Below are 21,437 nucleotides of genomic sequence, written 5' to 3' on the forward strand. Positions count from 1 at the left end.
TCAAAAGCCTTATCATGCAAGCATGAACGGCTTTTTGACCTTTTGACCCTAGCATCATCCTACTTCTATGATAACAAAATCCCGTCCTCTTGTAAACACCAGATTGGCAGTCAGGCGGACATTCCCCGTTTGGTCCCATAAAAAGACCAGGGACAGTCTCCTGCACCTGGTCTTTGATGAATCTCTACTTATTTATAATAATCATACGGGATATGCTTTATCCTTGGTGTCTGCCTTAGTCGCATCTACCTTGGTCTGCTGCGCATCTCTGTATTTGAAGAAATCAGTAGCAACCTGCGGGAACAGAGCATAGGACAGAACGTCCTCCGGCTGTTCTTTGTACTGAGCCATCTCTTTTTCCAGAGTCTCAAGCTCCGGTTTTAAGAGATCTGCCGGACGGCAGGTGATCACTTCTGCATCGCCGATGCATTTCTTCTGCACTTCTTTGTTGAAGGGTTTTACCGTCTTTCCGTATTTACCACAGAGAACATCCTTTGTCTCCTTGGTAACCATCTTATAACGCTCGCCCATGATGACATTGAATACAGCCTGCGTACCAACGATCTGAGAGGACGGAGTAACCAGAGGCGGCTCACCGAGGTCTTTTCTTACTCTCGGAACTTCCTCAAGCACATCGTAGAACTTGTCCTCTGCATGCTGCTCTTTCAGCTGGCTGGTCAAGTTGGAAAGCATTCCGCCCGGTACCTGATACAGGAGAGTCTTGATGTTTACACCCAGGTTCTTCGGATTCAGAAGGCCGCTGTCCAGAGCCTCGTCACGGATCGGACGGAAGTAGTCAGCGATCTCAGCCAGAAGTTTCTGATCCAGACCGGAATCGTAGGGAGTACCCTTGAAGGTCTCAACCATAACCTCGGTTGCCGGCTGGGAAGTACCCAGTGCAAACGGAGACATAGCGGTATCGATCACATCAACACCAGCCTCTACGGCTTTCATGTAAGTCATGGAAGCAACACCGGAAGTATAATGAGAATGCAGCTGGATCGGGATCTTAACGGTCTCTTTCAGTGCTTTCACAAGATCAGTTGCGGCATACGGAAGGAGCAGGCCTGCCATATCCTTGATACAGATGGAGTTTGCACCCATCTCCTCGATCTCTTTTGCGGTCTTGGTCCAGTAGTCCAGAGTGTAAGCATCACCCAGAGTGTAGGACAGAGCTACCTGTGCATGTCCGTTCTCTTTGTTGGCAGCCTTTACTGCAGTCTCCAGGTTGCGGAGATCATTCAGACAGTCAAAGATACGGATGATATCGATACCGTTTGCGATGGATTTCTGTACAAAATACTCTACCACATCATCTGCGTAGGGGCGATAACCCAGAATGTTCTGTCCACGGAACAGCATCTGCAGTTTGGTGTGTTTGAAGCCATCACGGAATTTACGAAGTCTCTCCCATGGATCTTCGTGAAGGAAACGAAGAGATGCATCGAAAGTAGCGCCGCCCCAGCACTCTACGGAATGGTAGCCTACTTTATCCATTGTTTCCACGATGGGAAGCATCTGCTCTGTGGTCATTCTGGTGGCGATCAGGGACTGATGGGCATCACGCAGAATGGTCTCAGTAATTTTAATCGGTTTTTTTTCGATTTCAGACATTACTAAACCTCCATTTATTGCAGCTGTCCGGACTTTTATGTCTCCCGGACAGCATCAGTGTTTTATTATTATACTCCAAAGATAGCCATGAAGGTACCTGCTGCTACAGCAGTACCGATAACACCTGCTACGTTGGGTCCCATTGCATGCATCAGAAGGAAGTTGGTCGGATCAGCCTCCGCACCTACTTTCTGAGATACTCGTGCTGCCATGGGAACGGCAGATACGCCGGCAGAACCGATCAGCGGATTGATCTTTCCATGAGTCAGCTTGCACATAACCTTTCCGAGCAGAACACCGCCTGCGGTACCGAAAGCGAAGGCGACCAGACCAAGGACAACGATCTTCAGGGTATCCAGGTTCAGGAAAGCCTCTGCGCTGGTGGATGCTCCTACGGAAGTACCCAGCAGGATAACAACGATATACATCAGGGCATTGGATGCGGTCTCGGTCAGCTGTTTTACAACGCCGGACTCACGGAACAGGTTACCAAGCATCAGCATACCAACCAGGGGAGCGGTGGTCGGAAGGATCAGGCAGACAACGATGGTGATCACAACCGGGAAAAGAATCTTCTCCAGTTTGGATACCGGACGAAGCTGCTCCATCTTAATCTTCCGCTCTTTCTCGGTGGTCAGAGCTTTCATGATCGGCGGCTGGATGATGGGTACCAGAGACATATAGGAATATGCTGCCACGGCGATGGGGCCCATCAGTGCGGTCTGTCCCAGTTTACCGGCAAGGAAAATGGAAGTCGGGCCATCCGCACCACCGATGATGGAGATGGCTGCTGCTGCTGCTCCATTGAATCCCAGGAAAATTGCCAGGAAATATGCAACGTAAATACCGAGCTGTGCTGCGGCACCCAGAAGGAAGCTCTTCGGGTTTGCAATCAGGGGACCAAAGTCTGTCATTGCTCCTACGCCCATGAAGATCAGGGATGGCAGGATACTCCACTCATCCAGGATATAGAATACATGGAAAAGGCCCGGCGCTCCGTTGGTGGATTCTTCCGCACTGTACATGATATCAGGATAAATATTTACCAGAAGCATACCAAATGCGATGGGTACCAGCAAAAGGGGCTCAAAGCCCTTGCGGATTGCCAGATACAGGAAAACGCACGCAACCAGTATCATCAGGTAGTTACCCCATGTCAGGTTAAAGAATGCCGTCTGATGGATCAGATTCGACAATGTATCAGCTACATATGACATGTTTCTACCTCCAATTTATTTAGTTCAGTGTTGCCAGGGTGCTGCCGTTCTCTACTGCGTCGCCTGCTGCTACTTCAATACTTGCTACGGTGCCGTCCTGCGGAGCGACAACCGGGATCTCCATTTTCATTGCCTCTACGATCACGATGCTGTCACCGGCTTTTACAGCCTGTCCGACAGATGCTTCGATCTTTACGACTTTACCCGGAACAGAAGCGGTTACTTTTACAGAACCTGCTCCTGCAGAAGCCTTCGGTGCTGCTTTCGGTGCAGCCTTGGGAGCAGCCTTCGGTGCTGCTTTCGGTGCAGCTGCCGGAGCAGCGGTTCCGTTACCCTCTTCAACAGTTACGTCATATGCGGTTCCATTAACAGTGATTGTATAAGTTTTCATTGAATTCTTCCTCCTATTGCTTATGCTCTTTTCCACTTGTTGGTTTTTGATCTCTTGATCGAGCGGACAACAAAACCGTCAGTGCTGGTGCTTCCTTCGTATGCAGCGATGGCTGCTGCGATGACTGCTACCAGTTCTCCGTCATCAGCAAGTTCTTCTTCCTGCTCTTCCTCAGCGGGTGCAGGTGCCGGTGCGGGTGCTGCCGGTGCGGCAGACTTGCTGTCTTTTTTCTCTGTCAGATTGCTGATGTGCTTGAACTGACTGATCAGGAAGCTTAAGAAAATCAGCATCAGGAATACAATACCAAGACCCATCAGAGTGTTTAAGCCGGCCTGCTCCATCTTCTCACCCATGGTGTAGTTAATGTTGAAAGCCATGCTCTCATAAGCACTTGTTTTTGTGTTGGCGATAAGCTCTACATTTGCTGTCTTGTTCTCATAGGTAACATCTGAGTTGATGATCACATTGTTTCCGTCAGTGGTAACCGTCTGCTCTCCGACTTCCACGAAAGCTCCCAACTCATCCTTGGCATTTTTCCAGGAAGTCAGGGCAGCTGTGGTAAAATCATCATCCTGATCCAGAAACTTCTCAATATCTTCATCAGAAAAGCCTGCGATCTTCTCGATCATAGAAGAAGCAGCAGATTTAAAGGAAGCCACCTGATCCTCGGTCAGCACTTTATCCTTTGCGGCAAAGACAGTCACGCAGGACAGGCATACCATGCACACAACAAGTACAAGGCTCAGTAAGCTTTTTTTCATTTTTTCCTTCATATTATCCACCTCTCTTAAACCGTGCCGTGTTTTTTGCCAGGACGGTCTTCTCTCTTTGTGAATAACATTTCAAAAGCTCCGATCAGATACTTTCTGGTATCCTTCGCATCGATGATGGTATCAACATAACCTCTCTTGGCTGCGGAAAGAGCGCTGGACTGAAGAGCTGCATATTCAGCAGCTTTCTCATTGATCACAGCTGCATCCTCGCCGTCATACATGATCTTGGCTGCAGATTTTGCATCCATCATACCGATCTCTGCATTCTCCCAGGCATAGGTCATATCTGCTCCGAGTGCTTTGCTGTTCATGATGGTGTAAACGCTTCCGAATGCTTTGCCGGTGATCACGTTTACTTTTGCAACTGTCGCATCTGCGAACGCATAGGTAAGCTCTGCTGCTGCTGCCGCAATGCATCTCTCAGAATGAGTATCTGCCTTGAAACCGGTGAGATTGGTAAGGGTCAGTACCGGAATCTCGAAAGCGTCACAGAATTTCACGAATTTTGCAGCTTTTCTGGCTCCTCTTGCAGTCAGGACATCTGCATATTTCTCAGCTACATTGCCATCCTCATCATATCTCTCGGTACGGTTTCCAACTACGCCGACGGTCATGCCGTTCAGACGGACAAAGCCGGTTACCATCTCTTTTGCATAAGCAGCCTTGGTCTCTACGAATACATGATCATCACCGATCTCGGAACAGATCACAGCCGGATCACCAACCGCATTCTCAAGAGCTTCAGAGGCACGGTTCAGATCATCGGTGCACTCCTCATAAGACATATCATCCTCGTTATTGGACGGGATCATGGAAATCAGTTCACGGATACCGGCATAGATCTCATCTTCACTTCCGGTGAAGTCCACAAGACCTGCATCCTCACTCTGGAATTTTGCAGAAGCAGTGTCGCATTTGGACTCATGATTGCCCTCCAGCGCATTGGGGGAATTTACGAAAAGCTTTGCTTTCTCTGATTCCATAAAGGTAAAATCAGTCAGTGCGGGAACCAGTGCCAGTCCGCCGCCGCAGGTACCAAACACTGCTGTGATCTGCGGGATAACACCAGAAGCCAGTGTCTGTTTCAGATAGATCTCACCAAACGCATTCAGCGCATCGGTAGCCTCTTGAAGACGAATACCGGCACAGTCGATCAGACCGATGACCGGAGCTCCCATCTTCATTGCCATATCATACAGGGCAGTGATCTTCTTTGCGTGCATTTCGCCGATGGTGCCGCCTAAAACTGCTGCATCCTGGCAGTAAACATAAACCAGATTGCCGTCAATGACACCGTAACCGGTAACAACGCCATCTCCCGGAGTTTCTTTTTCATGCATGTTGAAATCCGTTGATCTGGCTGTAACGTATCCACCGATTTCAACAAAACTGTTCTCATCAAGCAGAGCGTTAATGCGTGTGCTTGCCAAGCTTTGTGATGTGTTACTCATTCTTAGCCCTCCATTTGTAAAAGATTTACTATGAAAACTGTTGAAATAAAATTTTCAGCCGATTATAATTTTAGCCTGTTTCAGACAAAATAGCAAGCGTTTTGTTATATTTTTATTTCTTCTTATTATTATGTCTTCTGCAGCATCTGTTTATATTTCCAGATATTGTTCAAAAATTTTCAAAAAGCACCAGGTAAAATCCTTTTTTTCAACGGTTTTTCCGACAATGACCGGACAAGAAGCAATCGTTTCCCCGTTCAGCAGAAGAACTGCCTCACCCTCCTGCTCTCCTTCCATCACCGGTGCTTCCAGAATTTTGGGAAGTGTCACCTTCCACTTGACCTCATCCTGCCCGGAAAGCAAAAGCCGGAACTCTTTTTCTCCTGCTAAAAGGAGTGCCACCTCTGCCTTTCCATCGATCGCCTGACCGGGAAGAACTCCTTCTTTCACAGAAACCGTGCCAAATCCCCCAGGAAGTTCGATCCTGTCGTACCGGTAGGCAGAAAGTCCATAGGAAAACAAAGCCCTGGCATCACTCCATTTATAAGTCTTGTTATTTGGCCAGCCGCAGGCAAGAAGTGCGATGATAAACGTCCGGTCACCATCACTTAATGCTCCCGTATAGCAATACCCGGCCTTACCTGTAAAGCCTGTTTTCCCGGTCAGAGCCCCGTCCATCATCGAGAGAAATGCATTGTGGTTCGTACAGGAATACGTTCTTGTTCCGGAAAGATTGGAAAAGCTCTTTTCGCCTATTCTGGTGATCTTCAGAAATTCTTCCTTTTTCGGAGACTGGTGGATACAGTAGCGGAGAAGTCTCGCCAGATCCCCGGCAGTCGTCTCATGCGGACCGTCTTCATCTTCCCAGTCCAGGCCGTTCGGAGAAACAAAATGTGTTTCCGTACAGCCGATCTCCTTTGCTTTCTGATTCATCTCCTCTGCAAAAGCTGCTGTGCTCCCGGAAACCGCCTCCGCTACAGCTACTGCCGTATCGTTATGGCTTTCCAGCATCAGTGAATACAGAAGATCCCCCAGATAAAAAACCTCCCCCTTAGATGCCCCAAGATGTACCTCCGGCTGTCTTACGGCCTCCTCGGAAAAGGTCACCGTTTCTTCCGGTTCTCCTTTTTCAAGAGCCAGGATGCAGGTGAGGATCTTGGTGGTACTGGCATTTGCCAGCCGCTCTTCTCCGTTTTTTTCAAAAAGAATACGCCCGGAATCCGCATCCATCAGGACGGCAGAACGGGCGTACAGTGTTTCCGGCCCCTGGTTTTCCTCTGCCTGTGCAGGACAGGTCAGCCAAAGGAAAAACAAAAGCCAGAACCGCAGATATTTTTTTATTTTTTTCATGGATACCGCTCCCTTAAGCATCTTTCTGGAAAACTATATGCCCAAGGAGCAGCCGATATGCTTACAGTAACCTATGAAACCGCAGCTTTTCTCAGACATTCAGCCGGAGTTCCACCTCTTCCTCCGCTTCTGCCTTGAAATCCTCTACCTGGACCGGGTTGATCGCCGGCAGATCCTCCAGCGACTGTACACCGAAATTTCTCAGAAATTCTTCCGTTGTCCCAAAAAGAATGGGGCGGCCCGGAGCATCCAGCCGTCCGATCTCCCGGATCAGATTGTATTCGATCAGTTTATTGATGGCATGATCACATTTGACTCCACGGATCTTCTCGATCTCGATCTTTGTCACCGGCTGCTTGTATGCCACGATAGAAAGCGTCTCCATAGCCACATCCGAAAGTGCCGGTTTTTTCGGATGTCTGGCGATCCGGATGAGGTCCTCATAATATTCTTTTTTGGTACACAGCTGAAAGGACTGATCCAGTTCAATGATCTGGATCCCTCTCTCCTTCTTCTGGTAATCCTTCATCATTTTCCGGATCGTTTCCCGTGTGGTTTCTGTATCTTCTCCGATAGCCTCAGCGATCCTTGAAAGCTCCACGGCATCCCCCATGGTAAAAAGTATGGCTTCGATCGCCGCTTTTCGCTTCTTCTCGTCCAAACGTGTCTCTCCTTTATTATGCAAAATCGGCTTCAAAGGTCCGCCCCGGCGTTTCATCCGCATCTTCTCTCCATTCGATCCGGATATCGTCAAAGGCATGTTCCTGAACAATGGAAATCTTCCCCATTTTCATGAGTTCCAGAATCACCAGAAAAGTGATCACGGTCTGCATTTTCGTATGCTGGGCGCCCAGAAGCTCCCGAAAACTGACATGCTGCAGTCTCTTGATAGAACTCTCCACATAGATCCATTTCTCATCCATGTCCACTTCTTCTTTTTCCAGTGTTCCAAACGTACTCCGGATGGGATCGATCCGGTCATTCTGCCGCTTCATGATGGTCTTGAACAGACTGTGGAGCCTGGAAAGGGTCACACCCTCCAGAAGCTCGGAGGGATCGATCTTTGGCCGGTATGCCCGTACCTCCTCCGGGATCGTAGGTGCTTTGTACATTACATAGGCCGCATCTGCCTGCATATCCCGAAGCTCATAAGACATATATTTATAAAGCTTGTACTCCAGAAGCTGTTCCACAAGCTCCTGACGGGGATCCTCCTCCTCGCCCTCTTCGTTGACCTCTTTCGGAAGCAGCATCCTGGATTTGATATCCAGAAGCGTTGCCGCCATCAGAAGGAATTCACTCATCACATTCAGATCCTGCCGCTGCATCTCGTGAATATATTCCATATACTGGGCAGTGATCTCCACGATGGGAATATCATAAATATTTACTTTATTCTTGTCGATCAGATGCAGCAGAAGATCCAGCGGACCCTCAAACGCTTCCAGTTTTACGGGAATTCCCATCGTTTATCCTCTCATTAACGTAACTGTTCGGAGCCGCAGCCCGTTTCTATTTTACGCGTAATCGCTTTTTTTGTAAAGAGTCAGCCATACCAGGTCACAACCGGAAGCTCTGGCGGATTAAAAAAGCGCGGGGAGATCGTGTGGTCTCCCAGACCTGCGCTGACACAGAGCCAGTGACCTTCTTCTTCAAAAATCCCTCTGTCATATTTGGGAAAAAGCTGAAACTGAGGACTGATCACACCGCCGATCCCCGGAATCCGAATATAGCCTCCGTGCAGATGACCGGAAAACGTCAGATCCGCTCCCCACTTTTTGTAAACCGGAAAAAACATCGGGTTGTGAGCCAGCAATACCGTTTCCATTCCTATTCTTTTCTCACCCAGCTTTGCTTTCAGTTCTTCTTCTGATGGAACTTTCCGGTTAAAACGGCTGAAATAGGAAAGGTCTGCCTCATAACCGGAAAGAAGTACTTTCCGTCCGTTTTTTTCAAAAACCACGGAGCGATTGTTCAGGATCTCCACTCCGTTTTTCCAGAGTCCGTAAGCAAAATGCTTATATACCGGCTGAAATCCCTCGGAAGCCTGATACCGTGTCTCATGGTTCCCATTGCAGAAAAATACCGGATAATCTTTTGTCAGTTCTTTAAAAAAAGCAAAGGTCCTTCTGTTGACGGTGGGACTGCCAACGATCATATCGCCGGTAACCACGATCAGATCCGGCGCTTCCAGATGCACTGCTTCCAGAAGTCCCTCCTGGTTTTCTCCATAAAAACAGCCATGAAGATCACTTAAATGGGCAAACCTCAATGCCGGCCGTCCCGTATTTTTTCCCGCTTCCAGCTCGACTGTTCGAAAACGTTTCATGTACTTTGTGCCCCCTTTTCCTTTGCTCATTCTTCAGATGCTCTGGTATCTTTCCCAGAGTTTTTTGAGATAATCCAAAAATTCTGCTTTTTTCAACGTTTCTCCCGCAACGATGGGTACTTCCCCCAGAACTTCTCCGTTCAGGCGGTAGACGGCTTTTCCAAGCGTCTCTCCTTTTTCAATAGGAGCCATAAGATCTTCCCGGAGAAGGATTTCTTTCTCCACCAAGGAAAAATCCATGCCTTCCGTATCCAGATATCGAAAACCTTCCTGGTATTTACAAGAGACAGACGGTTCCGTACCGCCTCTGACTTCTGCATCCGGCAGCGGATCTCTGTTCTCATCTGTATAAAGACGACAGCTGCCAAAACCATAGTTGAAAAGTTCTGCTGCATTGCGAAATCTTGTTTTGGAATCCGGTCCTGCCATGATAACGCTGATCAGGCGGATCCCGTTCCGCTCCGCTGTGGCTGAAATACAGAAAAGTGCTTTGCTGGTGCTGCCCGTCTTCAGACCATCGCAGCCGTCATAGCTCCGGAGAAGCTTATTCGTATTGGTAAGACCAAATTCGCTGCTTCCTCTGGCTGTCACATGAGTGATATTTTCCATCCAGATCCTGGTATAGTCAAAAACCTCCGGATATTTTGTGATGAGCTCCCGTGACATCAGAGCAATGTCTCTCGGCGTTGTATAATGCTCCTCTGAATCCGTGAGACCGCAACAGTCCGTGAAATGCGTATTTTCCATCCCCAGTTCTTCGGCCTTCTGATTCATCCGGCTGACAAATTCCTCTTCCGTACCGGCGATGTGTTCCGCCATAGCCACTGCCGCATCATTTCCGGAAGCCACCAGAATACACTTCAATAAAGTCTCCACAGTCTGTTTTTCGCCTTCCTCCAGAAATACTTGCGAACCGCCCATGGATTTTGCATGGGCACTGGTGACCACTTCATCGGAAAGATGTAGTTTTCCGTTCTCCAGATTTTCAAAGATCAGAAGAGCCGTCATGATCTTCGTCACACTGGCAGGACTTCTCCTGGTATCTGCATCCTTTTCATAAATCACCGTCCCTGTGGAGGCCTCCATCAGAAATGCCCCTGGCGATTCAACCGAAAATCCCGCATCCGCTTCTTCGGCCCCATATACCTGTAAACTGAAGCTTTCAAAAACCAGTGAGATTCCCAGCCAGAGGATCAGCGCACAGACTGCCTCTGTCCGTTTTCTTTTTTTCATACCTTTCCCGCCTTCCCGTCCTGTATCCATCGGTTCATCCCAAACCAATACCAGACAAACATCTGCTGATCGTTACAATATAGGTATCTCAGAAAAGGTTTATGCCTGTTTTTTATTCTCAGACATGAAAAAAGCCTCTGAGCGAATTCCCTCAGAGGCTTTTGCCTGCACAGATTAGTTATACTTACGTTTCCGGGCAGCTTCAGATTTCTTTTTACGTCTTACGCTCGGTTTTTCGTAATGCTCTCTCTTACGAATCTCCTGCTGAATACCAGCCTTCGCGCAGTTTCTTTTAAAACGACGTAAAGCGCTGTCCAGTGTCTCGTTTTCTTTTACGATTACATTTGACATTGTCTCACACCTAACCTCCCTCCAGTTGTAAATTGTGCATCATAATACAACTGTCTGGGTATTTTAATAGCACTGATAAGAATTATACCACATTTTTTTGATCCGTCAACTACTTTTTTCGTTTTTTGGATTTTTATTTTCAGTGGATCTGTTCTCCCAGCAGTTCAGCAGCTGCTTTGATGGCCTCATCGATCATTTCCGGTTTCTTTCCGCCGGCCTGAGCCATATTCGGACGTCCACCTCCGCCGCCGCCGACAATGGCAGCCATGCCTTTGATGAGGTTTCCTGCATGCGCACCCTGCTTCATGGCACCATCCGTTGCCATGGCAAGAAGGCTTACTTTTCCGTCTTTTCCGGAGGCAAGGACAACCACACCCTCACCCAGCTTCTCCTTCAGCTGGTCGCCAAGATCACGAAGGCCATTCATATCCACATCTGCCAGTTTTGCTGCCAGAAGCTTCACACCTTTGATCTCCTGTACCTGATCCATAACATCGCCCAGAGCATCCTTTGCCAGTTTGCTCTTCAGTGCTTCGTTCTCGCTGTGGAGCGCTTTCATCTCACTCTGAAGATGAGAGATCTTATTCTCCAGTTCTGCCGGGGTGGTCTTCAAGAGAGCACTGGCACGGTTCAGGCGGTCCTCCAGCTCCTGATAATAAGCAAAGACACCGTCACCGGTCAGAGCCTCGATACGACGTACACCTGCAGCGATTCCGGCCTCGGAAACGATCTTAAATACGCTGATCATACCGGTATTTGCCACATGCGTACCACCACAAAGTTCCTTGGAGAAATCACCCATGGATACCACTCTTACATTCTCGCCGTATTTCTCGCCGAAAAGAGCCATCGCTCCTGTCTTCTTGGCGGACTCTACATCCATCACCTCAGTAACAACCGGAAGATTTGCCTGGATTTCTTTGTTTACCAGAGCTTCTACCTTCTCGATCTCTTCTCTGGTCATCGGCTGGAAATGGGCAAAGTCAAAACGCAGTCTGTCCGGAGTTACCAGAGACCCCTTCTGCTCTACATGAGAACCGAGAACCGTTTTCAGGGCTTTCTGGAGCAGATGGGTCGCACTGTGGTTTTTACTTGTATTGGCACGGGCTGCTGTATCTACGGAAAGAGTAACCTCATCTCCTGTTTTAAACATTCCCTTCGTCACACGGCCGACATGACCGACCTTGCCGCCAAGCAGTTTGATGGTATCTTCCACAGTAAATTCTGCACTGTCACCGATACGGATCACACCGATATCACCGCTCTGTCCGCCCATGGTGGCGTAGAACGGAGTCTCATCCACAAAAATCGTTCCGTGTTCTCCGTCAGAGATCGCCTCCGTCACTTCCGTATCCGTAGTCAGAACGGAGATTCTGGAAGTATGCTCCAGATGGTCGCCATAACCGACAAAAGCACTGGTGACCTTCGGATCGATCTCATCGTATACAGTAGCATCGGCTCCCATATAGTTTGTCGTCTGACGGGCATTTCTTGCTTTGGTACGCTGTTCTTCCATCGCTGCACGGAAACCGTCTTCGTCCACACCGTAACCTTTTTCCTCAAGGATCTCTTTGGTCAGATCCAGCGGGAAACCATAGGTATCATAAAGTGTAAACGCATCTTTTCCATCCAGAGTTGTTTTTCCTTCTTCCTTCATGGAGTTTTCCATGCCGGAAAGGATATTCAGACCCTGATCGATGGTCTTGTTGAATTTCTCTTCTTCCTGGCTCAGCACCTTGAAAATAAAGTTCTTCTTCTCTTCCAGCTCCGGATATCCATCCTTACTGCCTTCGATGACCGTAGCAGAAAGCTCAGCCAAGAACTGTTTGTCGATGCCAAGAAGTCTTCCGTGGCGGGCAGCACGACGGATCAGGCGGCGGAGCACATAGCCTCTTCCCTCGTTGGTGGGCATGATACCATCGGAGATCATGAAGGTTGCAGAACGGATATGATCGGTGATCAGACGGATAGAAACATCATTCTTCTCATCGGTCTGGTAAGTCACACCTGCAAGCTCACAGACTTTGTTTCTCAGGCTCTGAATGGTATCCACATCAAAAATGGAATCCACATCCTGAACAACGACTGCCAGACGCTCAAGGCCCATACCGGTATCAATGTTCTTCTGGATCAGATCGGTATAATGCCCCTCTCCATCGTTGTTGAACTGGCTGAATACGTTGTTCCATACCTCCATGTAACGGTCACAGTCACAGCCTACGGTACAGCCCGGTTTTCCACAGCCGTACTTTTCGCCGCGGTCGTAATAGATCTCAGAGCAGGGACCGCAGGGACCTGCGCCGTGCTCCCAGAAGTTATCCTCTTTTCCAAAACGGAAAATACGCTCCGGAGCAATACCGATCTCTTTGTTCCAGATCTCGAAAGCTTCGTCGTCATCCTGATAAATGGACGGATACAGACGATCCGGATCCAGACCGACTACCTGAGTCAGAAACTCCCAGCTCCATGCAATGGCTTCATGTTTGAAATAATCACCAAAGGAAAAGTTTCCGAGCATCTCAAAAAAGGTGCCATGACGGGCCGTCTTACCTACGTTTTCGATATCGCCCGTACGGATACATTTCTGGCAGGTGGTCACTCTGCGTCTCGGCGGGATCTCAGCACCTGTAAAATAGGGCTTTAAAGGAGCCATTCCCGAGTTGATCAGAAGCAGGCTCTTGTCGTTATGAGGTACAAGAGAAAAGCTTTTCATTGCCAGATGTCCTTTGCTTTCGAAAAACTCCAGGAACATCCGGCGAAGTTCGTTAACGCCGTATTTTTTCACAATAAGTCCTCCATTCAAACGCTGATTCACTCAGCAGCTTTTATCTGATGATAACCTTTTTTACCTTTTTTGATCACGAGTGCGCCTTCTTCGTCAAAATCTGCGGTGGTAAATACCTGTGCAACATCGGTGACCTTCTCATCATTGACTGTCACGCCTCCCTGCTGGATCAGACGACGTCCCTCAGAACGGTTTTTCGCCAGCTTGGTATCAACCAGAAGAGTGATCAGATCTTTTCCTTCCTCCAGCTCTGCCTTCGGATAGGTGGTTGTCGGCATATCCTCACTCTTTGCGCCATGAACGAAAATGCTCTTGGCAGCTACCTGTGCTTTTTCTGCCTCTTCCTGACCGTGAACGATCTTGGTCGTCTCATAAGCCAGAACTTCTTTTGCTTTATTGATGTCAGCACCTTCCAGGGCTCCCAGTCTACGTACTTCTTCCATCGGAAGGAAGGTCAGAAGGCCTAAGCACTCTTCCACCTTGACATCCTCGATATTTCTCCAGTACTGATAGAACTCATAAGGAGAAGTCTTGTTCGGATCCAGCCAGAGGGCACCCTTCATGGTCTTACCCATCTTAATCCCATCGCTGGTGGTCAGAAGCTTAAAGGTCAGTCCGAAGGCCGGCTTCTGCTCTTTTCTGCGGATCAGCTCCACTCCGCCGATGATGTTGGACCACTGATCGTTTCCGCCCATCTCCAGCTGACAGTTATACAGCTGGTTCAGTTTCCAGAAATCGTAGGACTGCATGATCATATAGTTAAACTCAAAGAAGGTAAGTCCTCTTTCCATTCTCTGCTTGTAGCAGTCTGCGGCAAGCATACGGTTAACGGAAAAATGTACACCCACCTCACGGAGCATCTGTACATAATTCATATCCAGAAGCCAGTCTGCATTGTTGGCAACAATGGCTTTTCCATCAGAAAAATCGATGAACTGAGACAGCTGCTCATGGAAACGCTTTGCGTTGTGCTCGATGGTCTCACGGGTCATCATGGAACGCATATCGGATTTTCCGCTGGGATCACCGATCATGGTGGTACCGCCGCCTAAAAGGGCGATGGGGCGGTGTCCGGCATTCTGCATGTGCTTCATAGCCATGATGGTCAGGAAATGACCTGCTGTCAGACTGTCTGCCGTGGCATCAAAGCCAATGTAGAAGGTTACTTTCTCCTTTCCCAGAAGGTCACGGACCTCTGCGTGGGTCTCCTGTTCCAGGAAGCCTCTCTCCTTCAGAATATCGTAAACATTTGTTGACATGAACTTATTCCTCCTAGCCCTTTTTCATTTTGAAAAAGGATTTTTATCCACAATACCTACTAATATAGCATATGGCATCTGTTTTTTCAAGACTGGCCGCCACAAGTTTTTATACGCCCGGATCCACGATCCGGTTTTCTCCATCTGCAGCCTGTGTAGCCAGCGCATCACAACGTTCATTTTCCGGATGGCCCGCATGACCCTTCACCCAGATAAACGTTACCTGATGAGGTTCCTTCGCCGCCAGAAGCCGTTTCCAGAGATCTACATTTTTCACAGGCTCGTTTTTGCCGCGCTTCCAGCCTTTCCTGATCCAGCCATCGATCCAGTGTTCATTGAATGCCTTGATCAGATACTGGGAATCGGAATAAAGTTCCACTTCACAGGGCTTTTTCAAGGCTTCCAGCCCCACAATCGCCGCCATCAGCTCCATCCGGTTATTGGTCGTCCGGATATAACCCTGACTGAATTCCCTTTCATGAAGATTCCCCTTGGGATCCACATATTTTAAAACAGCTCCATAACCTCCCGGTCCGTCAGGATTTCCTCTGGCGGAGCCGTCTGTATAGATTTTTACCAGCATGATGAAACCTCCCGTTTCCATTCTCCCGTCGCAAGAAAATGATCTGCCATATCCTGCGCCTTTTCGATCAGCTTCGGATCGTATCCCATGACACCAAGAAGCTTAATGGCATTCCTGGACACTGCCCTCCCTTTAAAAAGGCGGTAATTAAAGAGCACATCATTATCCCGGACTTCTTCTTCAAAGTGATAATTGTCATATCCGTTTTCCAGGATATGTGTCAGTTCGATATCGTGTGTAGCCGCAAAACAGAGGATATCTTCCCGCTCCATGCTTTCCAGGATCTCCGAGGACGCCGCGATCCGTTCCACCGTATTGGTTCCTCTTAAAACCTCATCCACAAAGCAGAGGATCGGCGTTTTTCCATCTGCCGCATCCAGGATCCGTTTCAACGACTTGATCTCCACGATAAAGTAACTTTCGTTTCCTGCCAGATCATCCCGCAGTGCCATAGAAGTACAGATCCGGAAAAAGTTTCCGCTCCAGGAATCTGCCATGCAGGTATCGATGGTCTGCGCCAGAATGGCATTGACCGCCACTGTCTTCAAAAATGTGGATTTGCCGGAAGCATTCGATCCCGTAAGCAGGACGCCCCGTTCTGCTGTGATGGAATTTTTTACCGGTTCAGAGATCAACGGATGAAAAATATTCTCACAGGACAGAGAAGCCCGACCTCCCGTTTTCAGTTCAGGAACACACCAGCTTCCCTCCGACAGTGTCCGGAAAGAAGCCAGAGCCGTGGCACATTCCAGTGTCCCCACCGCATCGATAAGTCCTTCCAGATCTTTCATATGGGCTGCCAGTTCCCGGATCACCGTGTTAAACTCAATCAGATCCAGATGGAAGGTATAATTCACATAGTCAAAAAGCACTTTTTCCAGATCTCCGTTTGATCCGGCATTTCCGCCTGCCACGAAATGTGTGCTCCTTTTCAGCTTCCGAAGCAGCTTTCCGGCACGGACGATCTTTTCCTGATAGATTTTTAATTCCGGGGTCTCCATTTTTCCAAAGGCCTCGGATTCCTTCAGGATCTGGATCAGGCAGCTGCAGGAACGGAGAAACGGTTCGATCCGCTTCTTTTTTCTATAATAATAGTACCAGCTTCCAAACATCACCGCCAGAAAAAGAAGCATGCCAAAGGCTGCATTGACAAAAATGCTGCCAAAAGACGCAACAACTGCAAAGATCCAGACAAGCTCCGGCCAGACCGGTTCCGGAGTCAGCTCTGCCAGGTTATAGATGTAGTCAAACAGAGACTGACTCCCGGTTTTTCCGATTCTGGCAAAGCGATATTCCATCTTTTCTCTTTCTTCTTTATGACTCCTGAAATACTCGATCAGCCGGTTCCGTTCCTGCAGGGTTTCCGGCTCCATGGCAGGCATTCTAAGAAGGCAGTAAAGATAGCTCTCTCCGATGCAGGACCAGGTGTGATTCAGAAGCATAAAAATCCGGTCCATATCCAAATCATTCCAGGTGATATCATCAATAACGGGCAATCCTTCTTTTTTCCGATGGACATAATAATGGGAAATGGCATCAAACTCTTCCATGGAATATTCCCGTTCCGGCCACTGCCCATAGGTCCTCTGGATCTTCCGAAAGAGTCTCTTTCTGTTTTTATAAACTTCCCAGACCACAAAAACAGCAAAGGAAAGAAACCCCAGGATCAGAAGAAAAGCAATGGCCCGGTTGTCATTGTTTCCATTCATAAATAGCCCCCTTTCTCAAGGAAAAAAGAAGCCGTGCCTTTTTTATGAAGACACAGCTTCCTGTCATTTTTCTGTTTACTTCTCACACATCTTATAGATGGTATGGATCAGCTGTTCAGATTCTGCCCAGCCAAGACAGGGATCGGTAATGGATTTTCCATAAATATGCTCTCCCTGACCGATCTTCTGGTTTCCGGGCTCGATATAGCTTTCGATCATAACACCCTTGACCAGAGTTTTCAGTTCCTCATTGACATTCCGGCTGTGAAGCACCTCTTTGACGATACGGACCTGCTCGGCGTACTGCTTGTTGGAGTTGGAATGGTTGGCATCCACGATCACTGCCGGATTTTCCAGCTTACGCTCTTTATAGAGCTCCAGAAGAAGCTTCAGATCCTCGTAATGATAGTTGGGGATGCAGTTGCCATGCTTGTTTACCGCACCACGCAGAATGGTATGTGTCAGCGGATTTCCGGTAGTCTTCACTTCCCAGTCACGGTAAATGAAGGTATGTCCATGCTGCGCCGCAACTACGGAATTCAGCATAACAGAAAGATCGCCGCTGGTGGGATTCTTCATTCCTGCAGGAACATCCATGCCACTGACTACCAGACGATGCTGCTGGTTTTCGACAGAACGGGCTCCGATCGCAACATAAGAAAGGATATCGGAAAGGTAGCGCCAGTTTTCCGGATAAAGCATCTCATCTGCTGCCGTAAGGCCTGTTTCCTCAATGGCACGCATGTGCAGCTTACGGATGGCTACCAGACCTGCCAGCACATCCGGTTTTTTCTCCGGATCCGGCTGATGGAGAAGTCCCTTATATCCTTCACCGGTCGTTCTCGGTTTATTTGTATAAATACGCGGGATCAGAAGAAGACGGTCGCCTACCTGGTCCTGAACTTTTGCCAGTCTTCCCACATAATCACATACAGAATCCTCATTATCTGCAGAGCAGGGTCCGATGATCACCAGAAAACGATCGGACTTTCCTGTAAATATATCTTTGATCTCCTGATCTCTCTCTGCTTTTACGCGAGCGATCTTTTCTGTGATCGGATACTGAAGGCGAATCTCCTCCGGAGTAGGAAGTTTTGTCACAAATTCAAAGCTCATAATCATTCTCCTCTTTATCTTAAGATACTCGTAACCGTTCATCCTTTCACAGGCACGGACCAAAATACCTTGCAATGCAGTGATTTCTGAACAGCTACAGATATTTTTAACTATACGTCTTTTTATGCATTCCTGCAAGGTTTTTTTTACTTTTGAAAAAACTTCCCTGCATAAAAGCAGAGCCGGAAGTTTTGCTTCTTCCGGCTCCGCCATTTTCAGATCCCCTTAAAGGTAAAAGTGAATGTCATCTTTTCTTTTGTATCCAGAAGGTATTCCGGATGCGTCTTTGCACCCCAGCTGTCATCTCCGCCAACGCCCATCTGCTCTTTGGATACCCGTACCACGGTGTAATGTACCTCGGGCAGTTCGAAGGGATGCATGGCATTCTCTACCTCGTGCGGTGTATAGGGAAGGGCAGAAAACTCGATCTGGTCTCCGGTAAAGAGCATTCCTCTGCCTTTTCTGTCTGTCACGGAAGCCCAGCGCACACCCACCTTGTTCCCACACTCCTGAGGAACCAGATATTTCGCCATATTATCGGCCACCAGGTTCTTATAAACACCCAGTTTCGCCCCATGCATACGGTCTACATAGGTTTCTGACGGTCCATAGCCATACCAGGTTACATGATCATAATCCGCATCAAACTTGAAGATCACTCCAAATTCCGGCATATCGCCAAGCTCCTTCACCGGATCATACGAAAGTGTCGTCTGAATGCTTCCATCACCAAATACCCGATAAGCCAGTTCACATTCTGCTGCCGGTGTTGTCGGCATCACATAGGTAAAGGTGATCTCCGCCCAGTCATCGGTCACTTCGATCTTTGGTATCCTGGCTCCCGGATAATGACCACCGGTGGGATACTTATGAGAGAGATAGAGAGAAGCGATCTTCCACTGGGCATACCGCATGGGCATCAGGTTTCCGCAGTCATTATCGGTAGGCGCCCGCCAGAAGTTGGGCTTCGGGATCATTTCGATCATCTCCACGCCGCCGTACCGGTAGGAAACCAGACCGCCGTTCAGATAAGAGAACAGTACGTCAAAATTCTCTCCCTTTACGCCAAAATCATGAAGAGAGCGGACCACACGGAATTTCGGAGTTTTCTTTGCTTCCTCCACGGCTTCTGCTTTATAAACCGTCTGTCCGAAAGCCACTTCATGACCTCTTTCAGCCCAGATCGTATCCTCTTTGAGGCGGAAAGAAACAGTAATGACATACTCCCCGGGAAGTGTCTGTTCTTTCACCGGAAGTTCATACGTTTCCTCAGAAAGGGGAGCCACATGCGTTGCCAGCACTTTCTTTTCCAGAAGCTTTCCTTCTTTTTCCACCGTTACCACACAGTCAAAATCCTCTGTATTCACAAAGAGATTCTTATTGATGACACGGACATTCTTTTTATCTACGATCGCAGAAATGTTCTGATAATTGAACTTTACTTCCTGCATCTTCGGAGATTCTCCCCGCTCGCCACCATAGGCAATCCCGTTTCCGCTGAAATTATAATCGGTCGGCCGTTCGCCAAAGTCTCCGCCGTAAGCCTGGAATTCTTTTCCATACCGGTCCTTCTTATAGATGGACTGATCGATGTAATCCCAGATGAAACCACCCTGATAGGAAGGTTCTGTATCTGTCAAATCTGTATATTTATGCATGCCTCCACAGGAATTTCCCATCGCATGTGTGTACTCACAGCAGATGAACGGTTTACTTCTGTCATTTTCCAGAAATTTCTTGATATCTTCCGCGGAGGTGTACATCTGGCTTTCCATATCGCTGGTATCGTTGAAACGGCGGTCATTGAAGACGCCCTCATAATGAACCAGACGGGTCGGATCCAGTTTCCGGAAGAGTTCAGACATCTTATAGATGACCTCTCCGCCGAAGGATTCGTTTCCGCAGGACCAGATCAGGATAGCCGGATGGTTCTTATCCCGCTGATAAGTGGAATTGATGCGGTCCAGAAGCAGGCCTTCCCATTCCGGTTTGTTGTCCGGAACCACACCGGTGTAGTCTTTGCTCTGTCCTACCGTATCCCAGGTTCCATGCGTCTCCATATTATTTTCGGCTATCAGATAAATACCAAATTCATCACAGAGTTCATAGATTCCCACCGCATCCGGATAATGGCAGGTACGGATCGCATTGATATTGTTCCGTTTCATAGTGGTCAGATCCCGGATCAGTTCTTCCCTGGAAACATTCCGTCCTGTAACTGAACTGAATTCATGACGGTTCACGCCCTTGAAGACAATTCGTTTTCCATTCAGAGTCATAATGGAATCCTTCATCTCGAAACGGCGAAAGCCAACTCTCTGAGGAATCACTTCCGTGATCTTTCCTTCTGTATCCATAACCTCGATAAGCAGGTCGTAAAGATTGGGTTCCTCTGCGCTCCAGAGCAGCGGATTTTCCATCTTCATCACATAAGCTTTTCCGCTCTCCAGCGCATCCTCAAGAGTTGCCTCCTCTTTTCCTTCTCTGGAAAGAGTGAAACGAACCTTTCCGGCAGCTGTGGCTTTCAGCTCCACGGTGAGATCTGCCTTCGTAAAGGTATCGTCCAGAAACGTACGGATCGTCAGATCCTCCACATGGACCTCCGGAATCGCATAGAGATAAACGTCACGGTAGATACCGGAGAACCGGAAGAAATCCTGATCCTCACACCAGCTTCCGCTGGTCCATTTGAAGACCTGGGCTGCCAGCTTGTTTTCCCCTTCTTTCAGATAAGGTGTCAGTTCAAACTCTGACGGGGTAAAGCTGTCTTCGCTGTAGCCTACAAAGTTTCCGTTAAGCCAGAGTGCCAGTCCGCTCTCTGCTCCCTGAAAAGAAATGAAAATTTTCTTTCCCTGCATGGATGCGGGTACTTCAAAATATTTCACATAGCTTGCCACAGGGTTAAATTCTTCTGGTATTTCACCCGGTTTTACCTCTTCTCTACCTTCCCAGGGATACTGGACATTGGCATATTGCGGTTTATCATAGCCCTCCAGCTGAATATGAGCCGGAACACGGATATCATCCCATGACTTACAGCAATACGCTTCGCTTTCAAAACCCGGGATCGTGCTCTGATAATTTTTTGCATAATGGAATTTCCAGATTCCGTTCAGGCTATAGCGAAATTCCTCTTTCTCCTGCTCCATAGCCTCCACAGAACAAAAATAATGGTGATCCGAATGGGCAGCAACACAGTTTTCGCTGAAATAAGTCGGATCCTTTATCTTCTCGTAATGAAATTCACTCATGTCTTTTTACCTCCTTATCTATCAT

Annotated in this window: 17 protein-coding genes; all 17 read right to left on the reverse strand. The window is 48.2% G+C overall.

What is annotated here, in order from left to right:
- Nucleotides 1-201: 201 nt before the first annotated feature.
- Nucleotides 202-1,614, reverse strand: coding sequence for an oxaloacetate decarboxylase subunit alpha (locus DXA57_RS06745; protein ID WP_117765878.1), 1,413 nt, complete (start codon nucleotides 1,612-1,614; stop codon nucleotides 202-204).
- Between the two features lie 68 nt (nucleotides 1,615-1,682).
- Nucleotides 1,683-2,831 carry a sodium ion-translocating decarboxylase subunit beta gene (locus DXA57_RS06750; protein ID WP_117765880.1) on the reverse strand — a complete coding sequence of 383 codons (1,149 nt, stop codon included), beginning with the start codon at nucleotides 2,829-2,831 and terminating at the stop codon, nucleotides 1,683-1,685.
- Nucleotides 2,832-2,850: 19 nt separating this feature from the next.
- Nucleotides 2,851-3,222 carry a biotin/lipoyl-containing protein gene (locus tag DXA57_RS06755; RefSeq protein WP_117765882.1) on the reverse strand — a complete coding sequence of 124 codons (372 nt, stop codon included), beginning with the start codon at nucleotides 3,220-3,222 and terminating at the stop codon, nucleotides 2,851-2,853.
- 20 nt (nucleotides 3,223-3,242) lie between these two features.
- Complete coding sequence (locus tag DXA57_RS06760) at nucleotides 3,243-3,983, reverse strand: OadG family protein (protein ID WP_158571252.1); 741 nt, start codon at nucleotides 3,981-3,983, stop codon at nucleotides 3,243-3,245.
- A gap of 26 nt (nucleotides 3,984-4,009) precedes the next feature.
- Nucleotides 4,010-5,446, reverse strand: coding sequence for an acyl-CoA carboxylase subunit beta (locus DXA57_RS06765; protein WP_117765886.1), 1,437 nt, complete (start codon nucleotides 5,444-5,446; stop codon nucleotides 4,010-4,012).
- A 150-nt stretch (nucleotides 5,447-5,596) separates the two neighbouring features.
- Complete coding sequence (locus tag DXA57_RS06770) at nucleotides 5,597-6,796, reverse strand: D-alanyl-D-alanine carboxypeptidase family protein (RefSeq protein WP_117765888.1); 1,200 nt, start codon at nucleotides 6,794-6,796, stop codon at nucleotides 5,597-5,599.
- A 91-nt stretch (nucleotides 6,797-6,887) separates the two neighbouring features.
- The gene (gene scpB, locus DXA57_RS06775) at nucleotides 6,888-7,457 is read right to left on the reverse strand and encodes an SMC-Scp complex subunit ScpB (RefSeq protein ID WP_117765890.1); all 570 of its coding nucleotides are present in this window, start codon (nucleotides 7,455-7,457) and stop codon (nucleotides 6,888-6,890) included.
- A gap of 16 nt (nucleotides 7,458-7,473) precedes the next feature.
- On the reverse strand, nucleotides 7,474-8,262 hold the full coding sequence (locus tag DXA57_RS06780) for a segregation and condensation protein A (protein ID WP_117765892.1): 789 nt from the start codon (nucleotides 8,260-8,262) through the stop codon (nucleotides 7,474-7,476).
- An 80-nt stretch (nucleotides 8,263-8,342) separates the two neighbouring features.
- Nucleotides 8,343-9,125, reverse strand: a complete 783-nt coding sequence (locus DXA57_RS06785) for a metallophosphoesterase (RefSeq protein ID WP_158571253.1) — start codon at nucleotides 9,123-9,125, stop codon at nucleotides 8,343-8,345.
- Nucleotides 9,126-9,158: 33 nt separating this feature from the next.
- Nucleotides 9,159-10,358 carry a D-alanyl-D-alanine carboxypeptidase family protein gene (locus tag DXA57_RS06790; RefSeq protein WP_117765997.1) on the reverse strand — a complete coding sequence of 400 codons (1,200 nt, stop codon included), beginning with the start codon at nucleotides 10,356-10,358 and terminating at the stop codon, nucleotides 9,159-9,161.
- 174 nt (nucleotides 10,359-10,532) lie between these two features.
- On the reverse strand, nucleotides 10,533-10,709 hold the full coding sequence (rpsU, locus tag DXA57_RS06795; protein WP_004054229.1) for a 30S ribosomal protein S21: 177 nt from the start codon (nucleotides 10,707-10,709) through the stop codon (nucleotides 10,533-10,535).
- A gap of 139 nt (nucleotides 10,710-10,848) precedes the next feature.
- On the reverse strand, nucleotides 10,849-13,494 hold the full coding sequence (alaS, locus tag DXA57_RS06800; protein WP_117765896.1) for an alanine--tRNA ligase: 2,646 nt from the start codon (nucleotides 13,492-13,494) through the stop codon (nucleotides 10,849-10,851).
- A gap of 26 nt (nucleotides 13,495-13,520) precedes the next feature.
- Nucleotides 13,521-14,753 carry a tyrosine--tRNA ligase gene (gene tyrS, locus DXA57_RS06805; protein WP_117765898.1) on the reverse strand — a complete coding sequence of 411 codons (1,233 nt, stop codon included), beginning with the start codon at nucleotides 14,751-14,753 and terminating at the stop codon, nucleotides 13,521-13,523.
- A gap of 109 nt (nucleotides 14,754-14,862) precedes the next feature.
- Entirely contained in the window at nucleotides 14,863-15,336 is a 474-nt protein-coding gene (rnhA, locus tag DXA57_RS06810) for a ribonuclease HI (RefSeq protein ID WP_117765900.1), read from the reverse strand.
- The gene (locus DXA57_RS06815) at nucleotides 15,327-17,045 is read right to left on the reverse strand and encodes a MutS-related protein (protein ID WP_117765902.1); all 1,719 of its coding nucleotides are present in this window, start codon (nucleotides 17,043-17,045) and stop codon (nucleotides 15,327-15,329) included. The genes rnhA and DXA57_RS06815 overlap by 10 nt, the downstream gene beginning before the upstream one ends.
- Before the next feature lie 75 nt (nucleotides 17,046-17,120).
- Nucleotides 17,121-18,161, reverse strand: coding sequence for a 3-deoxy-7-phosphoheptulonate synthase (locus DXA57_RS06820; RefSeq protein ID WP_117765999.1), 1,041 nt, complete (start codon nucleotides 18,159-18,161; stop codon nucleotides 17,121-17,123).
- A 215-nt stretch (nucleotides 18,162-18,376) separates the two neighbouring features.
- On the reverse strand, nucleotides 18,377-21,412 hold the full coding sequence (locus DXA57_RS06825) for a glycoside hydrolase family 2 TIM barrel-domain containing protein (protein WP_117765904.1): 3,036 nt from the start codon (nucleotides 21,410-21,412) through the stop codon (nucleotides 18,377-18,379).
- Between the last annotated feature and the right edge of the window lie 25 nt (nucleotides 21,413-21,437).

It is taken from the genome of Blautia sp. OF03-15BH, from assembly GCF_003463065.1.
Taxonomy (GTDB): domain Bacteria; phylum Bacillota; class Clostridia; order Lachnospirales; family Lachnospiraceae; genus Limivivens.